The organism is Bradyrhizobium sp. BWC-3-1, assembly GCF_032917965.1.
GTDB lineage: Bacteria > Pseudomonadota > Alphaproteobacteria > Rhizobiales > Xanthobacteraceae > Bradyrhizobium > Bradyrhizobium canariense_D.
Genome location: NZ_CP136625.1, coordinates 8,703,445 through 8,726,500, shown reverse-complemented (window position 1 = coordinate 8,726,500; position 23,056 = coordinate 8,703,445). Strand labels below are relative to the sequence as shown.

The window sequence follows — 23,056 nt, the reverse complement described above, 5'->3', positions numbered from 1 at the left end:
AACGCAGCGCAGGACGGCTCATCAACGCCGTCAATCGTCATGGTTGAGGTGCTAAAGAGCCGCCCCGCCGATCGCCACGAAAGATATGCAGTGATCGTACGTAGTCCACTGCACACTTGCTGCGTTATCTGGGCGCCGTGGACAAACCGAGGCATTGCCGCCCATCATTGAGGTTCAGGATGCCTTTTGTTTATCGACCGCTACTCAAGACTAAGACCGGAGAGGCCGTCGCACTGCTTCACCTGAGCAAAGAACAGAAGGACAGGATTGCCCCTGTCTTCAGCCTGGGCGAGAGGCCACCAGCTAACTTCGTTGCTCGGATGGCATCCGCGTGGCACGGCCGGCGGTGCTTCCTTGATGGCTCGTTTAATCACAATCTTAGTGGAGGTTCGGCAGATTTCGATGAGATGTTCGCGGGGCTCGGGACGGCGGGAATTCCGGTCATCCCAGTGATCGAGATCGGCGCTTCGAACGCCTACAACCAAGCCGCGTTCGCGCACATAGGCCAGTTCTCGAACGGGGTGATGCTGAAGTGTACACATGGGCACCTTAACCTTGCGGCGAACTGGGCTCAGCAAATGGGACAATCCCAGCCCAACATCGATCTGCTTATCGATGCTGGTCACGTTGCGGAATACGATCCGGCCTCATTCGCGGGCTATATCGGGCATGTTCTAAATGGGAGCCTGCAAGGTACGAGCTGGCGATCTGTTACGCTGGCCACATCCTCGGCACCGAAGGACTTTGGCCAGCTTCCGACAGGAACGACAGAAGTATTTCGGAACGATTGGCTGACGTGGAGGCAACTTCAGCAGCCAGGTACGCCCACCGACTTCGGCGATTTCGGTATCTCGCACAGGGACCTAGCTGAACCGCCCGGCCTTGCGATGGCGGGCGCTACGGTGAGCGTCCGCTATGCAATCGATGATCGTTGGGTGATGGTGAAGGGCAGGCGCATAACCGGGCCGACGGGTGTTCCGATGGGCGCCCAATACAGAGCGCATGCACAGACGCTAGTCGGGCGGCCGGATTTTGGTGGCTTAGCGGGCTGTTGGGGCGATCAGCGGATTGCGACGATCGCCGCCGATCCCAGCGTGAGCGCTGGCGGACGTGCTCAATGGGTGGAGATCAACGCCAACCGCCATTTCTCGTTCATATTGGACCGGCTTCCCTGACCATGATGGACGAGCCTTTAGCGCTTCGCGCACCTCTTGTCTCAGCGTGTCCAGTGGAACTGTGCAGGCCAGCCGACGGAAGGTCTTCTCCGCTGAAGCACTCCGCACTCCTCTGTCTTGGCCGTGCCGTTGAAGAATTGAAAGAGCTTCGGGACGCCATAGGAGCCGAGCAAGCTGCAGTGGCTCGATCGAAGGATTGAAAAGAGCAGGTCGATCGAGCTTGAGCGAAATAGCTCCGTCCGCTTCGGTGGAAGCGATTGATCTTCCCCACCAGTCAGGGACGAGCGTTTCTGCCTTGGCAACGTGCTGCTCGGCCACGACTAAAGTTACGCGGTCAAAAACCTGACTGTATAGCGCCTCTTGAGCGGGCAATCTTTCGAGATTGTCCCGTGCGCTTTTAATCTCGTAACCGCAAAGCTCGCCGTTGATCACGGCGAGATCCACCCGGACGGCACCAGACCAGATGCCCATTTCCTCGACGATCAACGTCCGATCATCGCCGAGATGCTGCTGCTTGAGCTCTCGGCGAAGCGCGCTGCGCACATCGACGTCTCTCATTCGCTCTGCTCGCTCCAGCCTCAAGCGATCCGTTACGTTAACGCCAGACAGCATACAACCACGAAGTTAATACATAAGCAGGAAAAAGGGGTTTTTTTGGCCCAGGGGGCCGGTCGTCAGCCTTCTCGATCCGATCATTCAGGGCCGCAGGTCACATGCCGACGCTAGTCGCCGGCCGGCATCGCCTTAAAGCGTGCAAGCGCCTGAAGCTGAAGTCCGTCCAGTGCCGCGTCGTCAACGCCGATGACGACGAAGTCCGGGCATGGGCAACGCTGACCGAAATCGACGAAAACCTAATCCGCCCCGACCCGACGCCAGCGCAGCGGGCGAAGCTGATCGCGAAGCGAAAGGCTGCGTATGAAGCGGTGCATCCGGAGACGAGAACGGCGCGGCCGGAAAGGGGCGCCCTAAGCTTCGCCATCTTGGCGAAGCTTAGGACCGCTTCACGGCCGATCAGCCGCCAAGACCGGGAAACCGGAACGGACGGTCCAGCGCGACGCGACCCGCAGCCTCGCGGGCGAGATAGTCAGCCAGCGCGACCATGTGCGCGACACGCTTGGAGTATGGCTGGCTGCTCCTGATCAGCGGCTTCAGCCGCTTCCGCAGCTCTGCCTCTGCCGACTTGTCGAACCCGTGGTCGACCTTGCCAGCATAGACCAGGTCATCGCCCTTGTGGCGGCCGAGGAAGATGCCGTCAAACTTACTGCCATCAAGCGCGAAGCCGGCGATGGCCAAGGTCTCGCGATGAGCACAGGTCGTCTTGACCCAGTATCGCCCCGCCCACCGAGATAGGGTGAGTCCGCCACCTTGGAGACGATGCCCTCCAGCCCCTGCTTGGCAGGCGCGCTGGTACAGCTCGGCGCCGTCGATCTCGAAATGGTCGCTGTACTGGACGGGCGTAGAACGTCCGGTCATGCATCAGGAACTTTCCGGTTTAATCATGGAGAAGAATGCCGAGGCTCCGTTCCGTGTTGCATCCAGATCGTTCGCGACTTCGTCGGCCCATGCGAGCCATTCCGCTACGGTCCGGCCCGATACATCCTGATTTTGATCAGGGTCCTTCGACCTCAGCACTGCAATGAGGTCGCGAACGATGGTTGCTGCCCGCCAATCAGTTGCCAGATCAACGAGCTTCTGCCGGCGATGCCGCTCAACTTCGGCTTGTCGTTGCCTTTCCGCTCTGTCGGCGGCGACCTTGCGACGTTGCTCCTCCTCCTTTCTACGACGAGAGTTCCACGCCTTCACTGCCTGCGAACCGTCGAATATGCGCTCGACCATGTTCGGCAACTTGGAGTCCAGCGCGACGGAGTCGGTCTCTTTCCATTCCGTACTGTTGTGTCCCGGCCAATAAGTTAAGACAGAGAACGCCAGCTTTCCTGTGCCGACAAGCTTTTGCTTAGAGAACGAACGACTGCCGTAGGTCTCAGTGATCCTAGTTTGCCGCCGCTTTTCTCTAATCTGAAACTCTACCGTTTCGCCGTCTATTCGGGCCTGAAGATTACCCTTTTCCGCATTGGAGACTACGCCTCCCTTCACTTCGATCGCGCGCAGGAGTTTGCTTAGGATCGAGTACCGTCTCGTGTCTACATCGGTGATAGGACTAGGAGCAGCTTTGATGGCCCATTCATTACGGGTTGCGAGCGCCTCTCGACGTTGCCTTTCGCGGTCCTCAATCCACTTCGTGATGATCGGATGCTCTTTAACCGGACGATCTATGAGCGGAACCGCGTTGTTTCTAGCGCCGGAGCTCTGTGGTTCTTGAGATAGCTTATCTGCCCGAGTTTTCCTCGGCTTGGCCGGTTCGATGATGACCTGCAGCACCGCCTCATCTGAAGCAGCCGGCAGCGGCTGGATCTCGACAGGGCGTCCCATCGATTTCATCGTCCAGTACAGAGATCCTGGATACGGGATGTTGTGCGTCCTGCAGATCGCGGCCAAGGAGGTTGCAGATATGCCGAATTGGGGCGCGGTCTTGTTAAGTGGCGACTTCCAAACGAGTTCGTAGAGTTCAGATCGAGAAATCTGCATGTTAGTTCCGACGCTTTTCGATGACCGTAGCGTGCATGGCCAAGGAGAGCGAATCCAACGTTGGCCGGGCGTGCGATAGAAGGAGAAGAAGAAATGTATCTCGACAGGCTATTGCAAGAAATTAGTCTCTATCGGATGTATGCGGTCAGCGCGCCAAGACTGAGCCGTGCAGTCGGACTACGCCAAAAGACGATTGGCGAAAGCTTCTCGGACTTCCTGATAGTGGAGGCCGAGCGTCCGTCCCTCATTGCGCCAAAGCGTTCGCAGACCGTCGGGCAGATCACGCTTCTCTTTGGCAATCTCGTACAGCCTTGTTAGCTCCTGCCAGAAATTATGAAACGTATCCTGGTCGATCTGATCAACGAGTAGGGTGTGCCCGCTTGCGTCCTCACAGGCTTTGTCGGCTGCCTTGAGGATATCCTCGTCGAAGATCCCTTCCTCAAACTTTTGGACTGCTCGAAAATATTGAGTTAGCGCGGTCCAGATTGCGTGGTAGGCCTCGTAACGCCTTGGCACCAATTGATTGAGTTCTGCCCGGAAAACATCACCTGATTTGGTCAACTCCGCTTGTAAGAGTTGGGCTGACTCGTTCACTGAGGCGGTCAGCTCCGCTCTTAGTCTTTCTGTCGAAGCATTTACGGCTCGAGTCAACTCCGCGTTGAGCTTAGCAGTTGCTGCATTCACCGACTGAGTGAGCCGGACCTTGAGGTATTCATTCGATCGGCCAACGGTCGCTGTAAGGATTGCGACCGCAATAGCCCCGATGAATGCCATCGCGGCTTGGACCAAAGTAGAAAGGTATTTCAGGTCGAGCTTTGGTAGTGCATTAAGTGTATCCCAAGAGGCAATTATGATTGCTACCCCAAGTGCGAGCAGAACGCCCGTAAAGAGGTAGCCTATAAAAATCATCGGCATTGCCCGATGCTGCGGTCACAGAGACATCCCGGCCTTTTGCAAGTCTTACTGCAACGCCCAGTGCATGTCGGCTGCTTGACTTGCTGGTGGGTCGCCACCGCGTGTGGCACCCAGGCGAATGCGTAGTACTTCTGAGCTTCGTCTTTTGAAAGCAAATCGTCGTAAGTAATATCTAACAAATACTCCTTCGAACCACCGGCGAAAGGAAGATACACGCCAGTGCCCAAGGCCTCGGAATAATTGGCGACCGTCGGAAGTTCAAGCCACGCTTCTTGCGTCTGATTGTCGGGCATCGCATTCTCCGGAACGCAGCTAGGAGAATGCCCGTTCTACTAAAAAAATACCGAGATCACCAGTTTGATTTGTCCCGGCGCATTGGGAGGGCGGAGATGGACGGCAGCCCGGAAGCGCAAGCCGCTACGTCTCGCGGCACCGTCGGCCGAAGACACTCGTGCCTCGCCAAGATGGACTTTCAGTTGGCACGCGGCGTGAACTGTTTGATCGAAGATCGGTGTCATTCGACCCCGACGATGCGGCGAATAGTTTGAGTGTCGCCACAAACTAACAAAGGAATTTGCGGCAGCCACAGCGCATTACCGCGTCGCCAGTGGATCCAAAACTCGACGTACTTCTTCCCGAGCGCCTCGACCGCTACCCCGTCCTTGTACTTGGCCTGAACTCTGAGTTCCTTTTCTTCACCAGGCTTGAGCATGGAGGGCTTGAACGCCTCTTTACCCAGTTGGCCTCGAACGATGCTTTCGACTTCCGGGCCATCGGCGAGAAAATAGACGCCCTTCCGCTCATTGGCGTAGGTGATCATCACGTCGTAATTCGTGATGTTCTTGATCCGGACGTGAACGAGTGGGTTGCCGAAGGAGCTCTGCATTGTAAGCGAGCCGACCGGGCGCCCCTTATAGAAGCGATCCCCAAATGATGCGAGGCCGCCGAGCAGGCCTACCACGCCTCCGACCACGCCAATCACGGCTGGCCATCCCAAGGACTCTACCATCTAATCTCCCCAAGCGGCTTAGACTAAGACAAGCTCAAACCGACCCCAATGAGTAATCGACTGAATATTTCCCAGCACTGCGATCTGTTGCTCGGAAGTGAAGGATCCATAGAAAGACGTGCCGTCTAGGTAACCAACAGCTTGGTTGTCGTAAATTATCTCGCAGTCTACGCCGCAGATGCCGCCCCGCATGATGGGGCTGGCCGGCAGGGCGGTGCCTCTCGAAATCCTGGCGGTGAGTGCATTGGCGAAAATAGTCGGACGCTCAGGGTTCGTTGAGATCACCTCGTCAGCTGACTTAAACACGATCGGAACAAAGCCCAAGGCTCTGTTCAGTTCGTCGAACGCATTGAATGCTGGCTCAAGCTCGATGCGGGCTTCGATTACGCCATCCGGTACGCGGCGTATCTCCTGCCCTCGCACTGTGTTTCGCATTCCAGTCAGAGGCTTCATTGCCGCTAGGAGTGCTTCGTTGGTGGAATCGTGGCCTGAGTAGCTCATCGAGCCGCCGACTATCCGCGCATGTGAGCCAAGTCCCGGCCCCAGGGGTCTGCCGTGGTCAAGGATAACCTTGCCAGCTTTTTCGATGGCATCTGGTCCAAGCAGATTTCCAACTGCGTGGAAAAACCGTTCGCTCTCTTCGAGCTGCCACGACAACACGGGTTCAAACGGAGCGCCTGTCAGGTAGAGGTGAAATTCGCGACCGTTCGTGAGCATGTAGTACTTCGCTGCGACTTCTGGGTGCGCGGCATATGTGTGAGCTTGCTGAGCATCGTTCAAATCAAGGGCTTGGTTTGGAGACTTTACCTCTACAACCCAGCGGCCATATGGGATCACTTCGCAGATGTAGTCCGCGCGTCCCTGGAGTGTTGGGTCCTTCTTTGGAGCCTTCCGACCGAGGAACGCCTGATCATATCGGAGCGTAATTTCGGTCCTGATGTTTGCCTTAGTCCCGTGTCGATACCCCAGCGCGGTAAGCAACGGTCTGACGATTGCCTCTCGAACATCGGTCTCGTTCATCTCGGAGACGTCGAGTGCTTCGAACATAGATGTGGGCCCCAAACGGTTGGAACTTAATAGCAACCAGAAGGCGATATCAAGGTGCGCTGCAACAACCTATCGGCGTCTGGCTGCGTCGGGCAAGGCGCCGCGGCCTCCCGTCCTAAAGCCCAATTTCCTTGGATCGCGCGACCGCGGCAGGGCCGCCGCCGGCTGTTTTCTTTAATCGGTTGGTGCTAGCGTGTTCCAAGATCTGAGGACCCCATGGCTTTCGACTGGACCTGTGAGAGTATTCGTCTGTCGCTCTTTTCGTCGCAGACGGTAAAACTTTCGGCGCAGAGCTGGACGGCGCTCACCGGCCAGGAGGAACCAGAGCAGGAACAAAAGGGGGGTGGGCGCCACGTTTTCGCATCCACCATGCTCGGAGGACAGTTCAACCTTGGGGCAATCGCTAATCGATGCGACATCATTCTTAGCCCCGTCACGCTGACCGAAGTACCGGAGGATTACATCCCCGCGGTCGGCCAATGGCCAAGTGCATTGGAGGGTTTCCAAGCGCATGTGGCGCCATTCCTTGAGCAGCTGTCGTTCCCTGTTATGCGCATGGCTTTCGCACCCGTTTTGGTGCTCCCGCTCAAGGAGCGGCTCGATGCATACAAAGCATTAGTTTCCCTGGTGAAATCAATCCGGCAGTCGCCCGAAAACATGCGGGACGTGCTCTTACGGATAAACTGGCCGCAGAACAGCACGGCCGTAGACGGTCTTACCCTGAACCGCATTACCACGTGGTCGGTCCAGCAGTACCAGATCCAAATGTTCGTCTCAGACGGCAACAGCCCCGCTGCATTTGCGAATGAGCTCACGTACGGCGTCCGCCTGGAGCTCGATCACAATACGGATCAGAAGCACGCTAGCCCGTTTGACGTCAGCCGCCTTGTTCCCATATACAAGGAGCTGACCAACCTTGCGTTGCAGAACGCCACAGAAGGCGAAATTTTGTGAGCACCGCCCGCGCCATTCAAAACGACACAACTCCTCCGCCGGAGATCACGATAGGTGTGCTCATGCCGAGCAGCCCGGACCCGGTCGCCTTGGACGTTGCCGATGAGCCAACGACCAACTGGGGCAAGATCGAGGCGTATTACACGCAGGGCAGCTTCCCTGTTAGCGCAGCCATCAAACGGTTTCGCATGACGTTTGATACGTGCGTACTAACGCATTTGGACATGGATATCCTGTCCGCGGCGATGCAAGTGCAGGCGATTGACTGTCTGCACGTCCCGGCCTCGTATAAGGCGGAGCCCTGCAAGAAGCTGACGCTGCTTCTTCCGGAGTCCAATCTCACGACGAAGCCGGACGTGTTCCACTTCATCAGCCACAGCTCGCCTGTGCACGTGAAGCCGAATAATGCGCTGTGGCTCTATCGCGACCTCTTCGAGCAGGCGCTCGAGCCGCTCAAGGGATACGCGAAGTACCAGACCCCGAACTGGGATGGTCACGGTGCCGAGGCGATCACCGCAGCGACGCTTGACTACGCGCGTAACCTTATGAAGGTCATGCCGGCCGTTCTGGGAGCGCCCGATGCGGCTCCGGCCGCCGATGGCACCATTGCGCTCGAGTGGGTCCCTGACCATCACCACAAACTTAGCAAGCTCTTCCTCGACATCGGTCCGGGAGAAGAATGGACGGCGTATTGGAAGCTTCACGATGGTCACTTCGATACAGTGACACACGGCGGATTTGATCCGAAGACGACTAAAGCCATTCTCAAAGACCTTTTTGATCATCTGAGCAAATAGCGCCATGCCGCTCGCCGACGGCGAACGACCCGCCGAGGGCGACTTTTGGTTTCGAGTGCTGACGAGCGACGGCTACAGCGCTCGCGGCCGCATCAACCACGCCGCCTTCAAAGGCAGATTTCTCGGGCCCGCTCAGCAAGGCCGCCCATGGGACGCTGAGGCTTCAGGGCGCCTCCGGTCGCTCGCCGGCACGACCGAGGAAGCCCGCAACCACGCGATACAATACTGCAAAGACAATAACGGCACCTTTTACGGCTACATGGTGCCAGTTCACGGGAAGCAGATCATCGGTGCAGTCATCGAAGGCGTGAGGCTAGACGTGCGCTATACGCCGATCCAGGACGGAGATGCCGCGCACGCGGATCTCACATTCACCGGCCCAATACCCGCGATCAAAACAGACGAACACAAGAAACTCATGATGGGCTTGCAGGACTACTTCGCGGCAGTTCACGAGACGCAATGGTGGATGCTCGACGACGCTGTCGCATCGGCCGACGCTCCTCCAGCCGAGGCTCCCCCGCCGCCGGGCCTCGCTGATGTCGTCGTGCGCGCCTTCCGAGCGGTTCTCTATCGCGACAAAGACAAAGATAAAAAATAGACAGGCGTTCAGTTGTGCGGCGCCTAGACCAGGTGAATCCGTTTCTGCCTAGTTGTCGTCCATCTCGAATGTGGTGCTTTCTCCGGTTGTCGCATCGGTCGCCTCGATCTCTACCGTCCGCCCATACCGGCGAATGCTGTCAACGTCGTATTCTTTGTAGCCGTGCTCGCTATCGTACACCTCTATCGTGCGGCCGGATCGAACAAGTTGGCCCCGCTCAACCTCGACGCTTGATCCGGTTGTCGTGTTGGTGCCGTCCCATGCGAGTGCTTGGGTGAAACTGATGGACGCGGTCACAACCGCGAGCAAAAGACTTTCGCGTATCACAATGGCAATCCTGCTGCTTACCCGGCGCTTACCTGACCGGAATAGAATAAAAACCGAAATCAATTAAGTACTTGATTTTACTGGCGCACCCGACACGATTCGAACGTGTGACCTTTGCCTTCGGAGGGCAACGCTCTATCCAGCTGAGCTACGGGTGCTAGTCGAGGTTCATTTAGCCGATTGGCGGGGGGCGGGCAACCGCTTACGCCGTCTTCTGCCAGGCTGATTTGGGCTAGGCTGATTTACGCGCCACGTGGCCAGGAACCGGCACGCTGTCCCGGCCGAGCTTGGCGAACTCGGCGAGCAGCCGTTCGGAGCACATGACGCGGTTGCGGCCGAGCCGTTTGGCCGCATAGAGCGCCTGGTCAGCGGCGCCCAGCAGCCGGTCGGGGCTGCCGTCGGTTTCGCCCGGAATGTGGCTGGCGACGCCGACGCTGAGGGTGACGTGGTCACCGGCCCCGATGGCGCCATGGGTGATCCGCAAGGTCATCACGGCGCAGCGGATCTCGTCGGTGATGGCGCAGGCGGCATCGCAATCCATGTCCGGCAGGATCAGCGCGAATTCCTCGCCGCCATAGCGGCTGGCGAGATCGAGCGGGCGCACGGCATGCCGGCTGACGACGGACGCGACCGCGCGCAGGCATTCATCGCCGCTCTGGTGGCCGTGGCGGTCGTTGAACAGCTTGAAATGATCGACGTCGACGAACAGCAGCGCCATCGGCTTCTGCGTCCGCTGGGCGCGGGCCCATTCGCTCATCAGCATCTGGTCGAACGCGCGGCGGTTCGACAGGCCGGTCAACCCGTCCTTGGTGGCAAGCTCCTTCAGGGCCATCTCGGCGCGCTTCTGGTCGGTAAGGTCGCGCAGCGTCTCCACCACCGCGATCAGATGGCCGGCCTCGTCGTGGATCGGCCCGGCGTCGATGGCGAGATAGAGCTGGCTGCCGAGCTTCGGCATCACGCACCAGTTTTCGGCGCTGAAGCCAAGCCCGTTGTGGCCGCGCGCGCCATACTCCGAATAGAACTCCGGCAGCTGTTCAGGGCGGTCGAGTGCGACGAGGTCAGCGAGGCAAGGGCGCCTGGTCTCGTAGAAGGCCTGCCAGTGCTTATTGGTGCCGATCACCTCGGAGGCGGCGACACCGGTCAGCCGCTCGCAGGCCCTGTTCCAGATCACGACGCGGCGCTTGGGGTCGATCACGAAGGTCGGCACCACCAGATGCTGCATCAGCCGCACGGCATAGGAATCCGCAACGTCGACCGTCTTGGCTGGCGTTTTCCCCGGCTTCGCCATCTCAGGCCACCGCCGCCACCGGCAAGGCATGGCTCGAACCGAACAGCTTTCGCACTTCGCTGGCCGGCTTCGGTCTGCTGAAGAGATAACCCTGCATCTCCGTGCAGCCGAGCGCACGCAGCATCTCGCGCTGCGCCTCGGTCTCGACGCCCTCCGCGACCGTGGTCATGTCGCTGGCGGCGGCGATGTGCACCACCGCCTGCACGATCACGGGCGCGCCGCTCGTCTCGGCGATATCAGCGACGAAACAGCGGTCGATCTTGATCTTGTCGAACGGAAAGCGCTTCAGATAGCTGAGCGAGGAGTAGCCGGTGCCGAAATCGTCGAGCGCGATGCGCACGCCGATGGCGCGGAGCTGGTGCAGGATCGAGAGCGCCGCCTCGTCGTCGCGGATCAGCACGGCCTCGGTGATCTCGAGCTCGAGCCGGGAGGGGGCAAGTCCGGAAGCGACGAGCGCGCCGGCGATCCGCAGTGCCAGCGTGTCGCATTTGAGCTGCACCGGCGAGACGTTGACCGCGACACGCACATGCGCCGGCCAGGTCGCGGCCTCGTTGCAGGCCATGCGCAGCACCCAGTCGCCGAGCTCGTTGATCAGGCCGGTGTCCTCGGCAATCGGAATGAACTCCGCCGGCGACACCATGCCGCGCTCGGGATGCCGCCAGCGCAGCAGCGCCTCGCAGCCTGTGACCTCATTGGTGCGCAAGTCGACCAGCGGCTGATAGTGGATCTCGAAACCGCCGTTCACCAGGGCCTGCCGCAGATCCTGCTCCAGGCTCAGGCGCGCCTTGGCGCTCGCATCCATCTCCGGCTCGAAGAAGCGGTGAGCGCGGCGTCCTCCGGCCTTGGCGCCGTACATCGCGAGATCGGCATTCTTGATGAGCTGGTCGAGATCGGTGCCGTCCTGCGGCGCCATCGCGATGCCGATGCTGGCGTCGGTGGAGAGCTGATGGCCGAAGCAGTGATAGGGCCGGCGGATCGCCTCGAAGATCCGCGTCACGAATGACACCACGTCGGCGGACGACTTGATGCCGGTCTGGATCACCGCGAATTCGTCGCCGCCGAGCCGCGCGATCAGGTCGTCCTGTCCGAGGCAGCCGCGGATGCGGGCGGCGATTCCCTTCAACAGCTCGTCGCCGACGTGATGGCCGAGCGAATCGTTGATGCCCTTGAACTCGTCGACGTCGATATAGAGCAGCGCGAACTGACTGCCGCCGCCGACCTTCTCAAGTTCGCGCTCGATCTGCTCGCGGAATAGCGTCCGGTTGGGCAGGTCGGTGAGCGCATCGTAATGCGCCATATGCGCGATCTTCTCGTCGGCGCGCCGTCGTTCGGTGACGTCCTCGACCACGTTGATGAGGTAACGCGGCTCGCCGGAATTGTCGCGGATCCCGATCCGGGTCGAGGTGATGTAGCGCATTCCCTTGGCCTGGCTCTGCCAGGCATGTTCGTCTTTGAACAATCCCTCGGTCATCTGCAGCGCCTTGCTGTCGTCGTCGGTGACGACTCTGGCGGAGGCATCCGGGTAAATGTCGAAGGGAGTCTTGCCAACGATGTTTTCACTCGATTGGCCGAATTGCTCTTCCGCGGTCCGGTTGACCAGCAGATATTGCCGCGTTTGAGCATCCTTCACCGTGATCTGCGATGGGATGTGGTCGATGATCTCGCGCAGGAACATGTAGTTGCGGTCGCGTTCCTGCTCCAGATTGCGGCGTTCGGTGATGTCTTCGATCGTGGCCACCCATCCGCCCTGCGCGAGTGGGGTGTTGATGACCTGGAAAGCGCGGCCGCTCGGCAAGTGATGGCTTCTGGTGGAGACCGTGCCCTCCGCGACGATCCTCATGACGTCGGCGCAAAATGCCTCGACATCGCCTTCGAACGCGCTGCGCTCCTTGCGATGATACATCGCCTCGCGGATGTGACAGCCGGGCTTGATGACGTCGTGGGAGAGGCCGAACATGTCGGCGTAGCGGCGGTTGCAGGTGACGATGTATCCGGCTGCATCGTACAGGATCAACCCTTGCGACATGTTGTTCAAGGCGGTGTCGAGCCGCCCTCGCTCCGCTTCCAGCCGCTGCTGCGCCTCCCGATTCTGCCGGCTGATCTGGCGAACGATCAGGAACAGGATCAGCGCAATCACAGTCGCCGAAAGCGCGGCGGTGGTGACCATGAAACCGGTCTGCTGCCGCCAGTCGGCCAGTGCCGCGCTCGTGGTGTTGGTCGCGACGATGACCAGCGGGAAATGCGAAAGCGAGGCGCCGGAGCCGAGGCGCTCGTCGCCGTCGATCGGGCCCCTGACGCGCAGGGTGTGCCGGCCACCTTCGGCCAGCATCTTGCGCATCAGCGGCGCGTCCTTGAAGTCCCTGCCGATCAGCTCTTCGACATGCGGGTAGCGCGACAGCATCTTGCCATTGCGGTCGAACAGCGAGATCGCCGTGCCCTCCGCAAGCGCAACGGATGCGAAATAGTTCTGGTAGCTGTCCGGATCGATCCGGCGGACCATCGTGCCGAGGAAGCTGCCGTCCACGCCGTTCAGCCGACGCGCGACAATCGTGGTCCATTTGCCGATGATGAAACTGCGGACCGACTCCAGAATTACCGGTTCGGCCATCGGATCGGATTTGAAGGTCTGGAAGTAGGCGCGCGAGGAGATGTTGATCTTGGGCAGCGGCTGGGCTCGCGACCAGTTGATCAGTTCGCCATCGGCATCGTAGATCGCGATGTCGCCGAGATAAGACACCGAGCTGATCTTGCTCCGCAGCATCTGGTTCGTCGCAGGTCCGGACATGCGCTCGCGGAACATCGCGGCGGAACTGATCTCCGGCAGGTTCATCTGCCCGATCACATCGGCGGCGACGACGTCCGCATCTTCGAATTGCTGATCGAAGTGCCGCGCGATCAGCTGCACGGTATTTTCCAGCTCGCGCTCGCGGTTGGCCAGGGTACGTTCGCGAAATTCGCCGACGGCCATGGCGGTCACGGCGAAGATCCCGGCGACCAGCAACACGCCGCACAAAGTGAGCCACAGCACCGGTCCGCGCCGAATGGCTGCCTCCCAGCCGTGCTTCGCGGCTAGGAGCATTCGTGACGCAATCTCTGCAAAGACCTGGCGCATTCCCTCCCCCTGGAAGGACAGGAATACACCGCACAAATGGCGTAAAGCTTAGGAAAGCCAGTTACCTGGGCGTTAATCTCGTTGCGAGAATACGGTTGCGCCGAGCGAGCCGCCGCGCTGCATCATGAATCGCGCGTTAACGCGCGCTGCCCGCACTCTTGTGGTCGCCGGCACTGCGCAGCCGTCCCACCACGCCGGTCGGAAAGAAGTAGACGCTGGCGATGAAGAGCAGCCCGAGCCACAGCAGCCAGCGATCGGGATGCAGCAGCCCTGGCAGCAGCGGCAGGCCGGCTTCCGACGCCGCCTTGGAGGCGACGCCCATCAGCGCCTGCAGATAGTTCTGGGCGAGGATGAAGATGGTGGCGCCGATGATCGCGCCGTAGATCGTGCCCATGCCGCCGATCACGACCATCAGCAGGATGTCCAGCATGATCGAGAAGCTGAGCGAGGTATCGGGGCCGGCATAGCGCAGCCACAGTGCATTGAGAATGCCGGCGCCGGCGGCGACCAGTGCGGCGATGCAGTTGGCGTAGCTCAGGTGGAAAACGGTGCGGAAGCCGAGCGCCTCGGCGCGGAAGCGGTTTTCGCGGATCGCCTGCAGCACGCGCCCGAACGGCGAGTTCACCACCCGCAGCAAAGCGAGGATCATCAGGGCGGAGACGGCGAACACCAGATAGTAGGTCAGGATGCGGCCGTTGACCTCAAATCCCAGCACGTTCTTCGAGATCAGCACCGTGCCGGGCCTGAGCAGCTCGGGCAGCTGAAAGCTGCGCCCGTCCTCGCCGCCGGTCAGCCAGGACAGCTGCGAGGCCAGCACCTGGAAGGCGGATGCGACCGCGAGCGTGATCATGGCAAAGAAGATCGCGGCGACCCGCAGCGAGAACAGTCCGATTGCAAGCGCAAGCAGCGCGGCAAGCGGCAGGCCGACCACGATGCCGGTTGCGACCGCGCCCCAATTCGGGCCCATCCCGTACAGCGCGATCGCGATCGCGTAGCTGCCGATCCCGTAGAACATGGTGTGTGCGAATGACACCGAGCCGGTATAGCCGAGCAGGAGGTCGTAGGAGGCGACCAGCGCGGCGAAGACGCAGATCTTGGCCGCGACGTTCAGCGCCTTCGCCCCGGGAAACAGGAACGGCGTCGCCACCAGCGCCAGGATGATGAGGACGAGAACGAGCGTGAGCACGCGGCTGCGCGGCGGATCGCCTGACAGGATCATCATCGGCTGGTCACCGCATAGAGGCCGCGCGGCCGCCACATCAGAATGGCGACCATCAGCAGGATGTTGGAGACGAGGGCGAGCTTCGGCACCAGGAAGCCGCCGTAATTGGCAATCATTGCCACCAGGATCGCTCCGATGAAGCAGCCGCCGATCGAGCCGAGGCCCCCGATGATGACGACGATGAAGATCAGGACGGTGAGGTCGTCGCTCATGGAGGCGTGGACCTGCTCGCGATACAGCGCCCACATCACGCCGCCGAGGCCGGCGAGCGCCGATCCCGTCATGAACACGCCGAGGAACAGACGGCGGATGCGATAGCCGAGCGCCTCGACCATCTCGCGATTCTCGACGCCGGCGCGGATCAGAAGCCCGAGCTTGGTTCGGTTGAGCACCAGCTGGATCGCGATGAAGACGGCGAGGCCGATCAGCGTCGCCAGCACGCGGTATTTCGCGATCGCGACGTCGCCGAGGATGAAGGAGCCGCGCAGCGAGGTCGGCAGCGGCGTCGGGATGATCTGCGGCCCCCACACCGCATAGAGCGTCTGCTCGGCGACGATCAGGCCGCCCGTCGTCATCAGGATCTGCTTCAGATGCTGGCCGTAGACGGGCAGGATCAGCACCCGCTCGACGATCAGGCCGAGCGCGCCGGACACCGCCATCGACAGCAATGCCGCCGGCGCCAGCACCGCGAGGTTGATCCACAGCGAATCGACCTGGAGCGAGGCCGCGAACGGCGCCAGAACGAGGGTCGCGACATAGGCCCCGACCGCGATGAAGGCGCCATGGCCGAAATTGAGCACGTCCATCAGGCCGAACACGAGCGTCAGTCCGGAGGCCATGATGAAGATCATCATGCCCATCGCGAGGCTCGCGGCCGTCAGCGTCAGCCAGGTGCTGGGCGAGCCGATCAGCGGGATCATCACGAGGGCGACCGCGATCGGCAGCAGGATCGGCGCGATGTCGCGCTTCGGCTTCGGCAGCGGATCGGTTGCGGCGAGCTCGGTCATTGATGCGTCTCCAGGCTCAGGCCCAGCAGCCGCTCCTGCAGTGGCACGTCGGCGGCCAAGGCGGCCATCTCGCCGCGATGAACGATGGTGCCGTTGTCCATCACCAGCACGTCGTCGCCGAGCTCGCGGGCGGCAAAGAAATTCTGCTCGACCATCAGGATCGTGGCGCCCTTGCGCTTGATCTCCTTCAGACACTCGATCAGCGCCATCACGATTGCTGGGGCCAGCCCCTTGGTCGGCTCGTCGATCAGCAGGAGCTTGCGCGGTTCGATGATGGCGCGGGCAATCGACAGCATCTGCTTCTGTCCGCCCGAGAGACTTCCCGCGCGCGACAGCCAGAACCGGCGCAGCGCGGGGAAGAAGCCAAAAATCCAGTCGAGCTGGGCGTCGTCGAGTGGTCCGTCGCGCGCCGCCAGCACCAGATTTTCCTTCACCGTGAGGTCGGAGAACACCGCCATGCTCTCCGGCACGTAGCCGACGCCGAGCCGCGCGATGTCGGGCGTCGCACGGCTCTCGATGCGCTCGCCGGCGAGGCTGATCTCGCCGGAGGAGGCCTGCCAGAGGCCCATGATGGTGCGCAACGTCGTGGTCTTGCCGGCGCCGTTGCGGCCGAGCAGCATCGTGGTCTGCCCCTGCGCGACAGCGAGATCGATGCCCTGGAGGATGTGATAGCGGCCGATATGAGTGTGAACACCGGAGAGCCTCAACAGATCGGTCATGCTGCGCTCCCTGCAACTTTATTGGGCGCGACGCCGAGATAGGCTTCCTGCACGATCGGTGACGCAATCACCTCGGCAGGCCTGCCGTCCGCAACAAGCTGCCCGTTATGCAACACGATGATGCGGTCGGCGAGCGATCGCACCACGTCCATCTTGTGCTCGACCAGGAGAATGATCCTGCTTTTGTCCTGCTTGAGCTGCGCGATCAGGTTCAGCACGACCGGCACCTCGTCGATGCTCATGCCCGCGGTCGGCTCGTCGAACATGAACACCTTTGGCTCGAGCGCCATCATCAGCGCGACCTCGAGCTTACGCTGATCGCCATGCGACAGTGCGGTCGCGGCGACGCCACGGCGGCCGCCGAGCGCGACCTGATCCAGGATAGCATCGGCGCGGGCGATCAGATCACGGCGGACCATCCAGGGCCGCAACATGTCGTAGTGAGTGCCGTTGGCGGCCTGCACCGCGAGGCGGACGTTTTCCTCCACCGACAGATTCGGAAAGAGGTTGGTGAGCTGGAAGGCGCGCCCCAGGCCTGCGCGCGTCCGCATCGGCGCGGAATGCTGGGTGATGTCGGTGCCGTCGAACAGAATGCTGCCGCTCGATGCGCGGAGCTGGCCGGAGATCAGGTTGAAATAAGTGGTCTTGCCGGCGCCGTTCGGGCCGACGATCGCGGTGAGTTCGCCCGGGCGGAAGCTGCAAGTGACGCTGTTGACCGCGACATGGCCGCCGAAGCGGATGGTGAGGTCGCGGGTTTCGAGGGTCAGCGTCATGGCGGATCTGGCAAATGATGAGAGGAGAATTTGTCCGCGATCAGGCTGCGCTCCCTCTCCCGCTTGCGGGAGAGGGTGGGAGAGGGTGTCTCCTCAGGCGAGAACCCCAAGAGGACAGAGCCTTCTCCCGGCCTCTCCCGCAAGCGGGAGAGGTGAAGGAAGAAAGATCAGCGCTTGTTCTTGATCGGAACGTCCATGTCTTCGATCTTCAGTTCGCGCACCGGCTCGAGCACGGCCCAGGCGACATTCGGATCGACCTTGACCTTGAAGTGATACATGCTCTGCAGCGCCTGATGGTCTTCCTTGCGGAACATCATCTTGCCCTTCGGCGTGTCGAACTCCAGGCCTTCCATGGCCGTGATCAGCTTCTCGGTATCGGTCGACTTCGCCTTGGTGACGGCGGCGACGACGGACATCGCGGCGGCGAATCCGCCTGCGGTGAAGAAGTCCGGCGGCGCGTTGAAGCGCTTCTGGTGCTCGGCGACGAGCCAGTCATTCACCGGGTTCTTCGGGATCGCGTAGAAATAATAGGTCGCGCCTTCCATGCCGGGCAGGCCCTTGTAGGCGGCGAGCGCCGGCAGGATGTTGCCGCCGGTGGACAGCTCGATGCCGTAGCGCTTCGGATCCATGTCCTGGAGTTTCGCCAGCGGATTGCCGGCGCCGGCCCAGATCACCCAGATCACCTTGCGGCCCGGCTTGTCCTTCAGCGCGTCGAACAGGCGCTGGCCGACCGCGGTGAAGTCGGTGGTCGAGGTCGGGGCATATTCTTCGGCGGCGAGCGTCGCCCCCGTCTTGCCGAGCGCCTCCTTGAAGGCGGCGACGCCGTCGCGGCCGAAGGCGTAGTCCTGCGCCAGCGTCGCGACGGTGACGCCCTGCTTGCCGATCGCGACTGCGTTCGAGATCGCGTCCTGCGACGAGTTGCGCGCGGTGCGGAAGATATAGCGATTCCACTTCTCGCCGGTAATCTGATCCGCGACCGCGGGCTCGACGATCAGGATTTTCTTGTTTTCCTCGGCGACGGGCAGGATCGCGAGTGCCGCGGCCGACGAGGTCGTGCCGATCGCGATGTCAACCTTGTCGTCCTGATAGGCTTCCGCGAGCGCGGCCTTGGAGAGATCCGGCTTGCCCTGGTCGTCCTTGGTGATGACGACGATCTTGCGCCCGTCGAGCGTCATGGTGCCCTTGGTGGCGTATTCGAACCCCATCTGCAGGCCGGTCTCGGTCTGCTTGGCATAGGCCTCGAGCGGGCCGGTCTTGCCATAGATCAGCGCGATCTTGAGATCGTCGGCCTGTGCGGAGGTGCCCGCGGAGAGGGCGAGGATGGTTGTTGTTAAGATGAGCGATCGGCGCACGATGGTCCCTCCTGATGAATTCTTTGGCCATAGCGATTTGCACAACCGTGCGGACATTGCAATTCCACCTTCCGGCGGACCACGCGACGGGCATGTGTGACATTGTCCGGCCCGGCCGCGCCGGATCGCTTCTGCCGAGGAAATCGGCAGATGCAATTGTTGACCTCACCCGTGGAACAGGTCGCTCAGGCTTTGCAAAGTAACGATCAGGCCGGGGGTTACCGCCGGTATCCGTTCGCGCGGGAATAGCCCTGCCGGTTCTGCTGCGTCGAGCGATTTGTGACGCTGGCGCGTGCTTCGCTGGAGATGGGCGTTGCGAGCTTCAGCTCCTCCAGGAAGATCGGCCGGGAGAAGTAATAGCCCTGCGCGTAACGGATCTTGGTCGCAGCCTGGAGGTAGGCGAGCTCCTCGTAGGATTCGATGCCTTCGGCAATCACGGTCATGCCGAGCGCTTCGCTCAGGGATTCGATCGCGCGCAGGATGCCCTGGTTGCGTGGACGCTTATGGATATCGGTGATGAAGGAGCGGTCGATCTTGATCTCGTCCGCGGTGATGTCGGCCAGCGCCGAGAGCGAGGAATAGCCGGTGCCGAAATCGTCGATCGAGATGGCGACGCCGAGCTTGCGGAACATCGGCAGGATCTCGGCCTGGAAATGATTCTTGGCGACGAAGGCGTCTTCCGTCACCTCGATCATGAAGCGCTGCGGAAAGCCGGTGTCGTCGAGTGCCTGGGCAAAGCTGCGCATGAATTCCGGGTTGCCGGCCTGCTTGGCCGCGACGTTGATGCTGATGGTCGCTTCCGCACCGAACGTCTCGTTGATCAGGTCGATCGACTTGACGATCTCGGCGAGCACGAGATGGGTCAGCTCGTCGATCAGCCCGAGCTCGGTGGCAAGATTGATGAACGAGCCGGGCGCCTGGATCACGCCCTCGTCGTCGCGCAGCCGCACCAGAGCCTCGATGCCCTTCACGTCCTGCGTGCGGATGTCGACCTTGGACTGGAAGGCGCAGCAGAAGCGCTTCTCCAGGATGGCCTGCCGCAGCGACTGCTCGATCTTCATCCGCGCCAGCGCCTCGCGTTCCATGCTGGAATCGAAGAAGGCCGCCGATCCCTTGCCGTCATTCTTGATGCGGTACATCGCGATGTCGGCGTTCTGGCGCAGTGTCTCGAAGCTGCTTCCGTGATCGGGGTAGAGGCTGATGCCGACGGAGGTTGAGGCGAACACTTCCGAATTGTCGATGAAGAACGGCGCCGTCAGCCGCTCCAGCGTCGACTGCATGAATTCGGCGACTTCCTCCTGGTTCTGGATCGGCGATAGCAGCAGCAGGAATTCGTCTCCGGAGATGCGCGACAGCATGTCCGAGTCGCGCAAGCCGCGTCCAAGCCGCTTCGACAGCTCGACCAGCAGGGCGTCGCCCACGGCGTGCCCGTAATAGTCGTTGATGTGCTTGAAATTGTCGACGTCGAGAAAGGCGAGCGCAAAGCGATCGCCCGTGCGACCCTGCGCGAGCAGGCTGGTGGCGCGATGCTCGATCACGCGCCGCGAGGGCAGGCCGGTCAGATCGTCGAAATAGGCCGAGCGGAACAGCTGGTCCTCGAAATTCTTCTGCTCGGTGATGTCGGAGGAGGCCGAGATCAGCAGCTCGCGTCCGTCGAGGCGGACCGGACGATGGGTGGTCAGCAGCACCTGGCGTGCGGCTCCGTCTTGGAGCGCTTCCTCGGCGACGACCGCCTGGCCGGAGCTCAGGGCCTGCCGGCAGGCTTCGAGGCGCGACGCGAGATCGCGCGAGGGGCGGCTGCCGTCCATGCCGAGCTGGGCAGCCGCGACATCGTTGACCAGGAGAAGTTCGCCTTGCGCGTCCTGCACGGTCAGGCCGGCAGGCAGCATTCTAACGATTTCCTTGAGAAATCCGAGTTCGGCTTCGCTCGCGCCGGAATATTTGTTGTCGTTCATAGAAGTCATGAATCTTGTTGTTTCAGCGCGCCTTTGCAATGGCCGCGATCTTGCGCGGTTCCCTCTTAAGTTTGGTTAAGGGGCCCGGAGAATTACGGTGGTGTTTTGCGGCGATGCGACGCGCGCAGCCTATCGTCATTAACAGGGCGTCAACGCGTCCGGTGAAACCGCGAACGACGCGCGCGAACGGGTTTCGTTGGCGCCGCGTCTAACCGTCCTTGGGGATACGGCATTGCATGGTGCAATGAAGTCCGGTCCTGAGATAGGAGACCTCCGTCTTGCCGTCGAAGGCCGACAGCGCCGACTTCAACAGCTTGGTGCCGAAACCCGGCTCGGAGATCTTGTCGACGCTCGGACCCTCGGTTTCATCCCAGGTCACGGTCAGGCGATCGTCGCTGACGGTCCATGACACCTGCAACAGCCCGCGCGGCGCGGAGAACGCGCCATATTTGCCTGCGTTGGTGGCGAGTTCGTGAAACATCAGGGACAGCGTGACCGCAAGTTTCGGCGGCAGGAACAGCCGGTCGCCGTTGAGCGTGAAGCGGACATGGCCGTAAGGGCCGAGCTCGGAGATCAGGAGGTCGCGAATGTCGCAGCCGGCCTTGTCGATCCGTGAGATCAAATCGTCGGTCGCGGCAAGCGACCGCAGCCGCGGATCGATCCGGGCCCAGATCTGCGGCTGATCGTGCAGCACCTGATGCAGCACGGCATGCACCGTCGACAGCTTGTTCTTCAGCCGGTGCTGGAGCTCGTCGACCAGCAGCTTGCGGTAGTCTTCTTCCTCGATCAGGCGTCTGGAAATCCGCCGCTGCTCGACGAGGAGCGAGCGATAGTGCTCGACGCCCCAGATGGTGAGCGCGCAGACCGCCCAATATAGCGCCAGCAGGGCGAATCGCGCGTTATCGGCAAAGGCATCGCCGAAATTCACGACGACGCCGAGCACGCCGCCCACCAGCGCCGTGATGATGCCGATGCGGAAGCCGCCGAACGCGGCTGCAAAGAACACGGCCGGGAAATACGGCGTGAAATAGACGTCGGGCCGCACATGGGCGAGGGCCCAGCGCGCCAGCGTCGCAACCAGCAGGCAGGCGACCGCAAACGCAAGGCTCACGCCGAGCGACGGCGGTGCCACGCCCTGCCAGCCCTTGCGGAATTCGTCGATCAGCTTCCCCATGCGCAGTCCGGTCGCGATATGCGTTCGACAATCGAGCGATCGCCAGGAATGTTACGCATGTCGCCGGCCCCAAGCAAAGCTTGCCTTGTCGGAAGCCGGCAGGAATAGTGCCTGCCGCGGCGCCGACCGTCGCGGCGCCGTCGTCGGTGTCCGCCATTTGGCGTCAAGAGGTTCGAAAACAGGGACATTCCATGGGCAGGCTGGATGGCAAGGTCGCGGTGATCACGGGCGCGACGAGCGGGATCGGGTTGCGGACCGCAGAAGTCTTCGTTGCCGAAGGTGCCAAAATTGTGATCGCGGGCCGGCGCATACCGGAAGGCGAGGCCCTGGCGAAGCAGCTCGGGGCGAATTGCGTCTTCCGCCAGACGGATGTGACGGCCGAAGCGCAGATGCAGGCGCTGATCGCGCTCGCGGTGGGCAAATTCGGCCGCATCGACTGCCTGTTCAACAATGCCGGCGGTCCGGCGCAGACCGGCGGCATCGAAGGCCTCGAGGTCGAGCGCTTTGACGCGGCGATGGCGACCCTGCTTCGCAGCGTCATGCTCGGCATGAAGCACGCCGCGCCGCACATGAAGAAGCAGGGATTTGGCAGCATCATCAACAATGGCAGCATCGCCGGCCGTCTTGCCGGCTTCTCGTCATCGATGGTCTATGGTGCAGCCAAAGCGGCGGTGATCCATCTCACCAAATGCGTGGCGATGGAGCTCGGCGAATCCAACGTCCGCGTCAACTCGATCTCGCCCGGCGCCATTGCGACCGGCATTTTCGGCAAGGCGCTCGGGCTTTCGACCGACGCGGCGGAGAAGACGCCGGCGGTGATGCGCGAGGTCTACAAGACCGCGCAGCCGATCCCGCGCGCCGGCCTTCCCGATGACATCGCCCATGCTGCGGTGTTCCTGGCCAGCGACGAATCCAGCTTCATCAACGGCCATGACCTCGTCATCGACGGCGCGATGACCGGCGGCCGCAACTGGAGCCAGCAGCAGCAGGGCTACGTGGCCCTGCGCAAGGCGTTCGATCAGGGGGCCGGGTAGTTTTCGTCA

Annotated in this window: 21 protein-coding genes, 1 tRNA gene and 2 pseudogenes; 6 read left to right on the top strand and 18 right to left on the bottom strand. The window is 61.4% G+C overall.

Features of this window, described 5'->3' with window-relative positions; translation table 11 throughout:
- Positions 1 to 179: 179 nt before the first annotated feature.
- Positions 180 to 1,091 (top strand): annotated as a pseudogene (locus RX329_RS42240) (beta family protein); the annotation flags it as partial.
- Here the strand turns inward: RX329_RS42240 and RX329_RS41620 are convergent.
- Positions 1,041 to 1,733 (bottom strand): sce7726 family protein, encoded by a 693-nt coding sequence (locus RX329_RS41620; protein ID WP_317245457.1) that lies wholly within the window; start codon positions 1,731 to 1,733, stop codon positions 1,041 to 1,043. The pseudogene RX329_RS42240 and the gene RX329_RS41620 sit on opposite strands and share 51 nt — an antisense overlap.
- Before the next feature lie 155 nt (positions 1,734 to 1,888).
- Here RX329_RS41620 and RX329_RS42235 point away from each other — a divergent pair, with 155 nt between their 5' ends.
- The gene (locus RX329_RS42235) at positions 1,889 to 2,314 is read left to right on the top strand and encodes a ParB N-terminal domain-containing protein (RefSeq protein ID WP_410706266.1); all 426 of its coding nucleotides are present in this window, start codon (positions 1,889 to 1,891) and stop codon (positions 2,312 to 2,314) included.
- Here RX329_RS42235 and RX329_RS41615 read toward each other — a convergent pair.
- The 6 genes and pseudogenes from RX329_RS41615 to RX329_RS41590 form a co-directional block, all read right to left on the bottom strand.
- Positions 2,229 to 2,633, bottom strand: a pseudogene (locus RX329_RS41615) (DNA ligase); the annotation flags it as partial. The gene RX329_RS42235 and the pseudogene RX329_RS41615 sit on opposite strands and share 86 nt — an antisense overlap.
- 18 nt (positions 2,634 to 2,651) lie before the next feature.
- Positions 2,652 to 3,761, bottom strand: a complete 1,110-nt coding sequence (locus RX329_RS41610) for a hypothetical protein (protein ID WP_317245456.1) — start codon at positions 3,759 to 3,761, stop codon at positions 2,652 to 2,654.
- Positions 3,762 to 3,938: 177 nt separating this feature from the next.
- Positions 3,939 to 4,676 carry a hypothetical protein gene (locus RX329_RS41605; RefSeq protein ID WP_317245455.1) on the bottom strand — a complete coding sequence of 246 codons (738 nt, stop codon included), beginning with the start codon at positions 4,674 to 4,676 and terminating at the stop codon, positions 3,939 to 3,941.
- Positions 4,667 to 4,969: a hypothetical protein gene (locus tag RX329_RS41600; protein WP_317245454.1), complete on the bottom strand. Its 303-nt coding sequence runs from the start codon at positions 4,967 to 4,969 to the stop codon at positions 4,667 to 4,669. Before RX329_RS41600 ends, RX329_RS41605 begins: the two co-directional genes overlap by 10 nt.
- Positions 4,970 to 5,190: 221 nt before the next feature.
- Entirely contained in the window at positions 5,191 to 5,658 is a 468-nt protein-coding gene (locus RX329_RS41595; RefSeq protein ID WP_317245453.1) for a hypothetical protein, read from the bottom strand.
- 45 nt (positions 5,659 to 5,703) lie between these two features.
- Positions 5,704 to 6,732 carry a type I restriction enzyme HsdR N-terminal domain-containing protein gene (locus RX329_RS41590; RefSeq protein WP_317245452.1) on the bottom strand — a complete coding sequence of 343 codons (1,029 nt, stop codon included), beginning with the start codon at positions 6,730 to 6,732 and terminating at the stop codon, positions 5,704 to 5,706.
- 216 nt (positions 6,733 to 6,948) lie between these two features.
- Between RX329_RS41590 and RX329_RS41585 the strand changes: the two genes are divergently transcribed.
- Genes RX329_RS41585 through RX329_RS41575 form a run of 3 tightly spaced genes read left to right on the top strand, consistent with a single transcriptional unit; the run spans position 6,949 to position 9,084 of the window.
- Entirely contained in the window at positions 6,949 to 7,686 is a 738-nt protein-coding gene (locus tag RX329_RS41585; RefSeq protein ID WP_317245451.1) for a hypothetical protein, read from the top strand.
- Positions 7,683 to 8,483, top strand: a complete 801-nt coding sequence (locus RX329_RS41580; protein ID WP_317245450.1) for a hypothetical protein — start codon at positions 7,683 to 7,685, stop codon at positions 8,481 to 8,483. Before RX329_RS41585 ends, RX329_RS41580 begins: the two co-directional genes overlap by 4 nt.
- A 4-nt stretch (positions 8,484 to 8,487) precedes the next feature.
- Positions 8,488 to 9,084: a hypothetical protein gene (locus tag RX329_RS41575; RefSeq protein WP_317245449.1), complete on the top strand. Its 597-nt coding sequence runs from the start codon at positions 8,488 to 8,490 to the stop codon at positions 9,082 to 9,084.
- A gap of 48 nt (positions 9,085 to 9,132) precedes the next feature.
- Here the strand turns inward: RX329_RS41575 and RX329_RS41570 are convergent, their stop codons facing one another.
- The 11 genes from RX329_RS41570 to RX329_RS41520 all read right to left on the bottom strand — a co-directional run bounded on the left by RX329_RS41570 (position 9,133) and on the right by RX329_RS41520 (position 22,013).
- Positions 9,133 to 9,411, bottom strand: coding sequence for a DUF5334 family protein (locus RX329_RS41570; protein ID WP_317245448.1), 279 nt, complete (start codon positions 9,409 to 9,411; stop codon positions 9,133 to 9,135).
- 81 nt (positions 9,412 to 9,492) lie between these two features.
- Positions 9,493 to 9,569 (bottom strand) — tRNA-Arg (locus RX329_RS41565).
- A gap of 74 nt (positions 9,570 to 9,643) precedes the next feature.
- Positions 9,644 to 10,699, bottom strand: coding sequence for a diguanylate cyclase (locus tag RX329_RS41560; RefSeq protein ID WP_085361963.1), 1,056 nt, complete (start codon positions 10,697 to 10,699; stop codon positions 9,644 to 9,646).
- 1 nt (position 10,700) lies between these two features.
- Entirely contained in the window at positions 10,701 to 13,811 is a 3,111-nt protein-coding gene (locus RX329_RS41555; RefSeq protein ID WP_085361962.1) for an EAL domain-containing protein, read from the bottom strand.
- Positions 13,812 to 13,947: 136 nt separating this feature from the next.
- A complete protein-coding gene (locus RX329_RS41550; RefSeq protein WP_198957652.1) occupies positions 13,948 to 15,033 on the bottom strand; it encodes a branched-chain amino acid ABC transporter permease in 1,086 nt (361 codons plus the stop codon).
- On the bottom strand, positions 15,030 to 16,040 hold the full coding sequence (locus tag RX329_RS41545; RefSeq protein ID WP_027514610.1) for a branched-chain amino acid ABC transporter permease: 1,011 nt from the start codon (positions 16,038 to 16,040) through the stop codon (positions 15,030 to 15,032). Before RX329_RS41545 ends, RX329_RS41550 begins: the two co-directional genes overlap by 4 nt.
- A complete protein-coding gene (locus RX329_RS41540) occupies positions 16,037 to 16,759 on the bottom strand; it encodes an ABC transporter ATP-binding protein (protein ID WP_085361960.1) in 723 nt (240 codons plus the stop codon). Before RX329_RS41540 ends, RX329_RS41545 begins: the two co-directional genes overlap by 4 nt.
- The gene (locus tag RX329_RS41535; protein ID WP_018455864.1) at positions 16,756 to 17,532 is read right to left on the bottom strand and encodes an ABC transporter ATP-binding protein; all 777 of its coding nucleotides are present in this window, start codon (positions 17,530 to 17,532) and stop codon (positions 16,756 to 16,758) included. Before RX329_RS41535 ends, RX329_RS41540 begins: the two co-directional genes overlap by 4 nt.
- A 167-nt stretch (positions 17,533 to 17,699) precedes the next feature.
- Positions 17,700 to 18,884 (bottom strand): substrate-binding domain-containing protein, encoded by a 1,185-nt coding sequence (locus RX329_RS41530; protein WP_085385526.1) that lies wholly within the window; start codon positions 18,882 to 18,884, stop codon positions 17,700 to 17,702.
- A 218-nt stretch (positions 18,885 to 19,102) separates the two neighbouring features.
- Positions 19,103 to 20,839 (bottom strand): putative bifunctional diguanylate cyclase/phosphodiesterase, encoded by a 1,737-nt coding sequence (locus tag RX329_RS41525; protein WP_085385525.1) that lies wholly within the window; start codon positions 20,837 to 20,839, stop codon positions 19,103 to 19,105.
- 208 nt (positions 20,840 to 21,047) lie between these two features.
- Entirely contained in the window at positions 21,048 to 22,013 is a 966-nt protein-coding gene (locus tag RX329_RS41520; protein WP_085361957.1) for a sensor histidine kinase, read from the bottom strand.
- Between the two features lie 191 nt (positions 22,014 to 22,204).
- Here RX329_RS41520 and RX329_RS41515 point away from each other — a divergent pair, with 191 nt between their 5' ends.
- A complete protein-coding gene (locus RX329_RS41515) occupies positions 22,205 to 23,047 on the top strand; it encodes an SDR family NAD(P)-dependent oxidoreductase (RefSeq protein WP_085361956.1) in 843 nt (280 codons plus the stop codon).
- Positions 23,048 to 23,056: the final 9 nt, after the last annotated feature.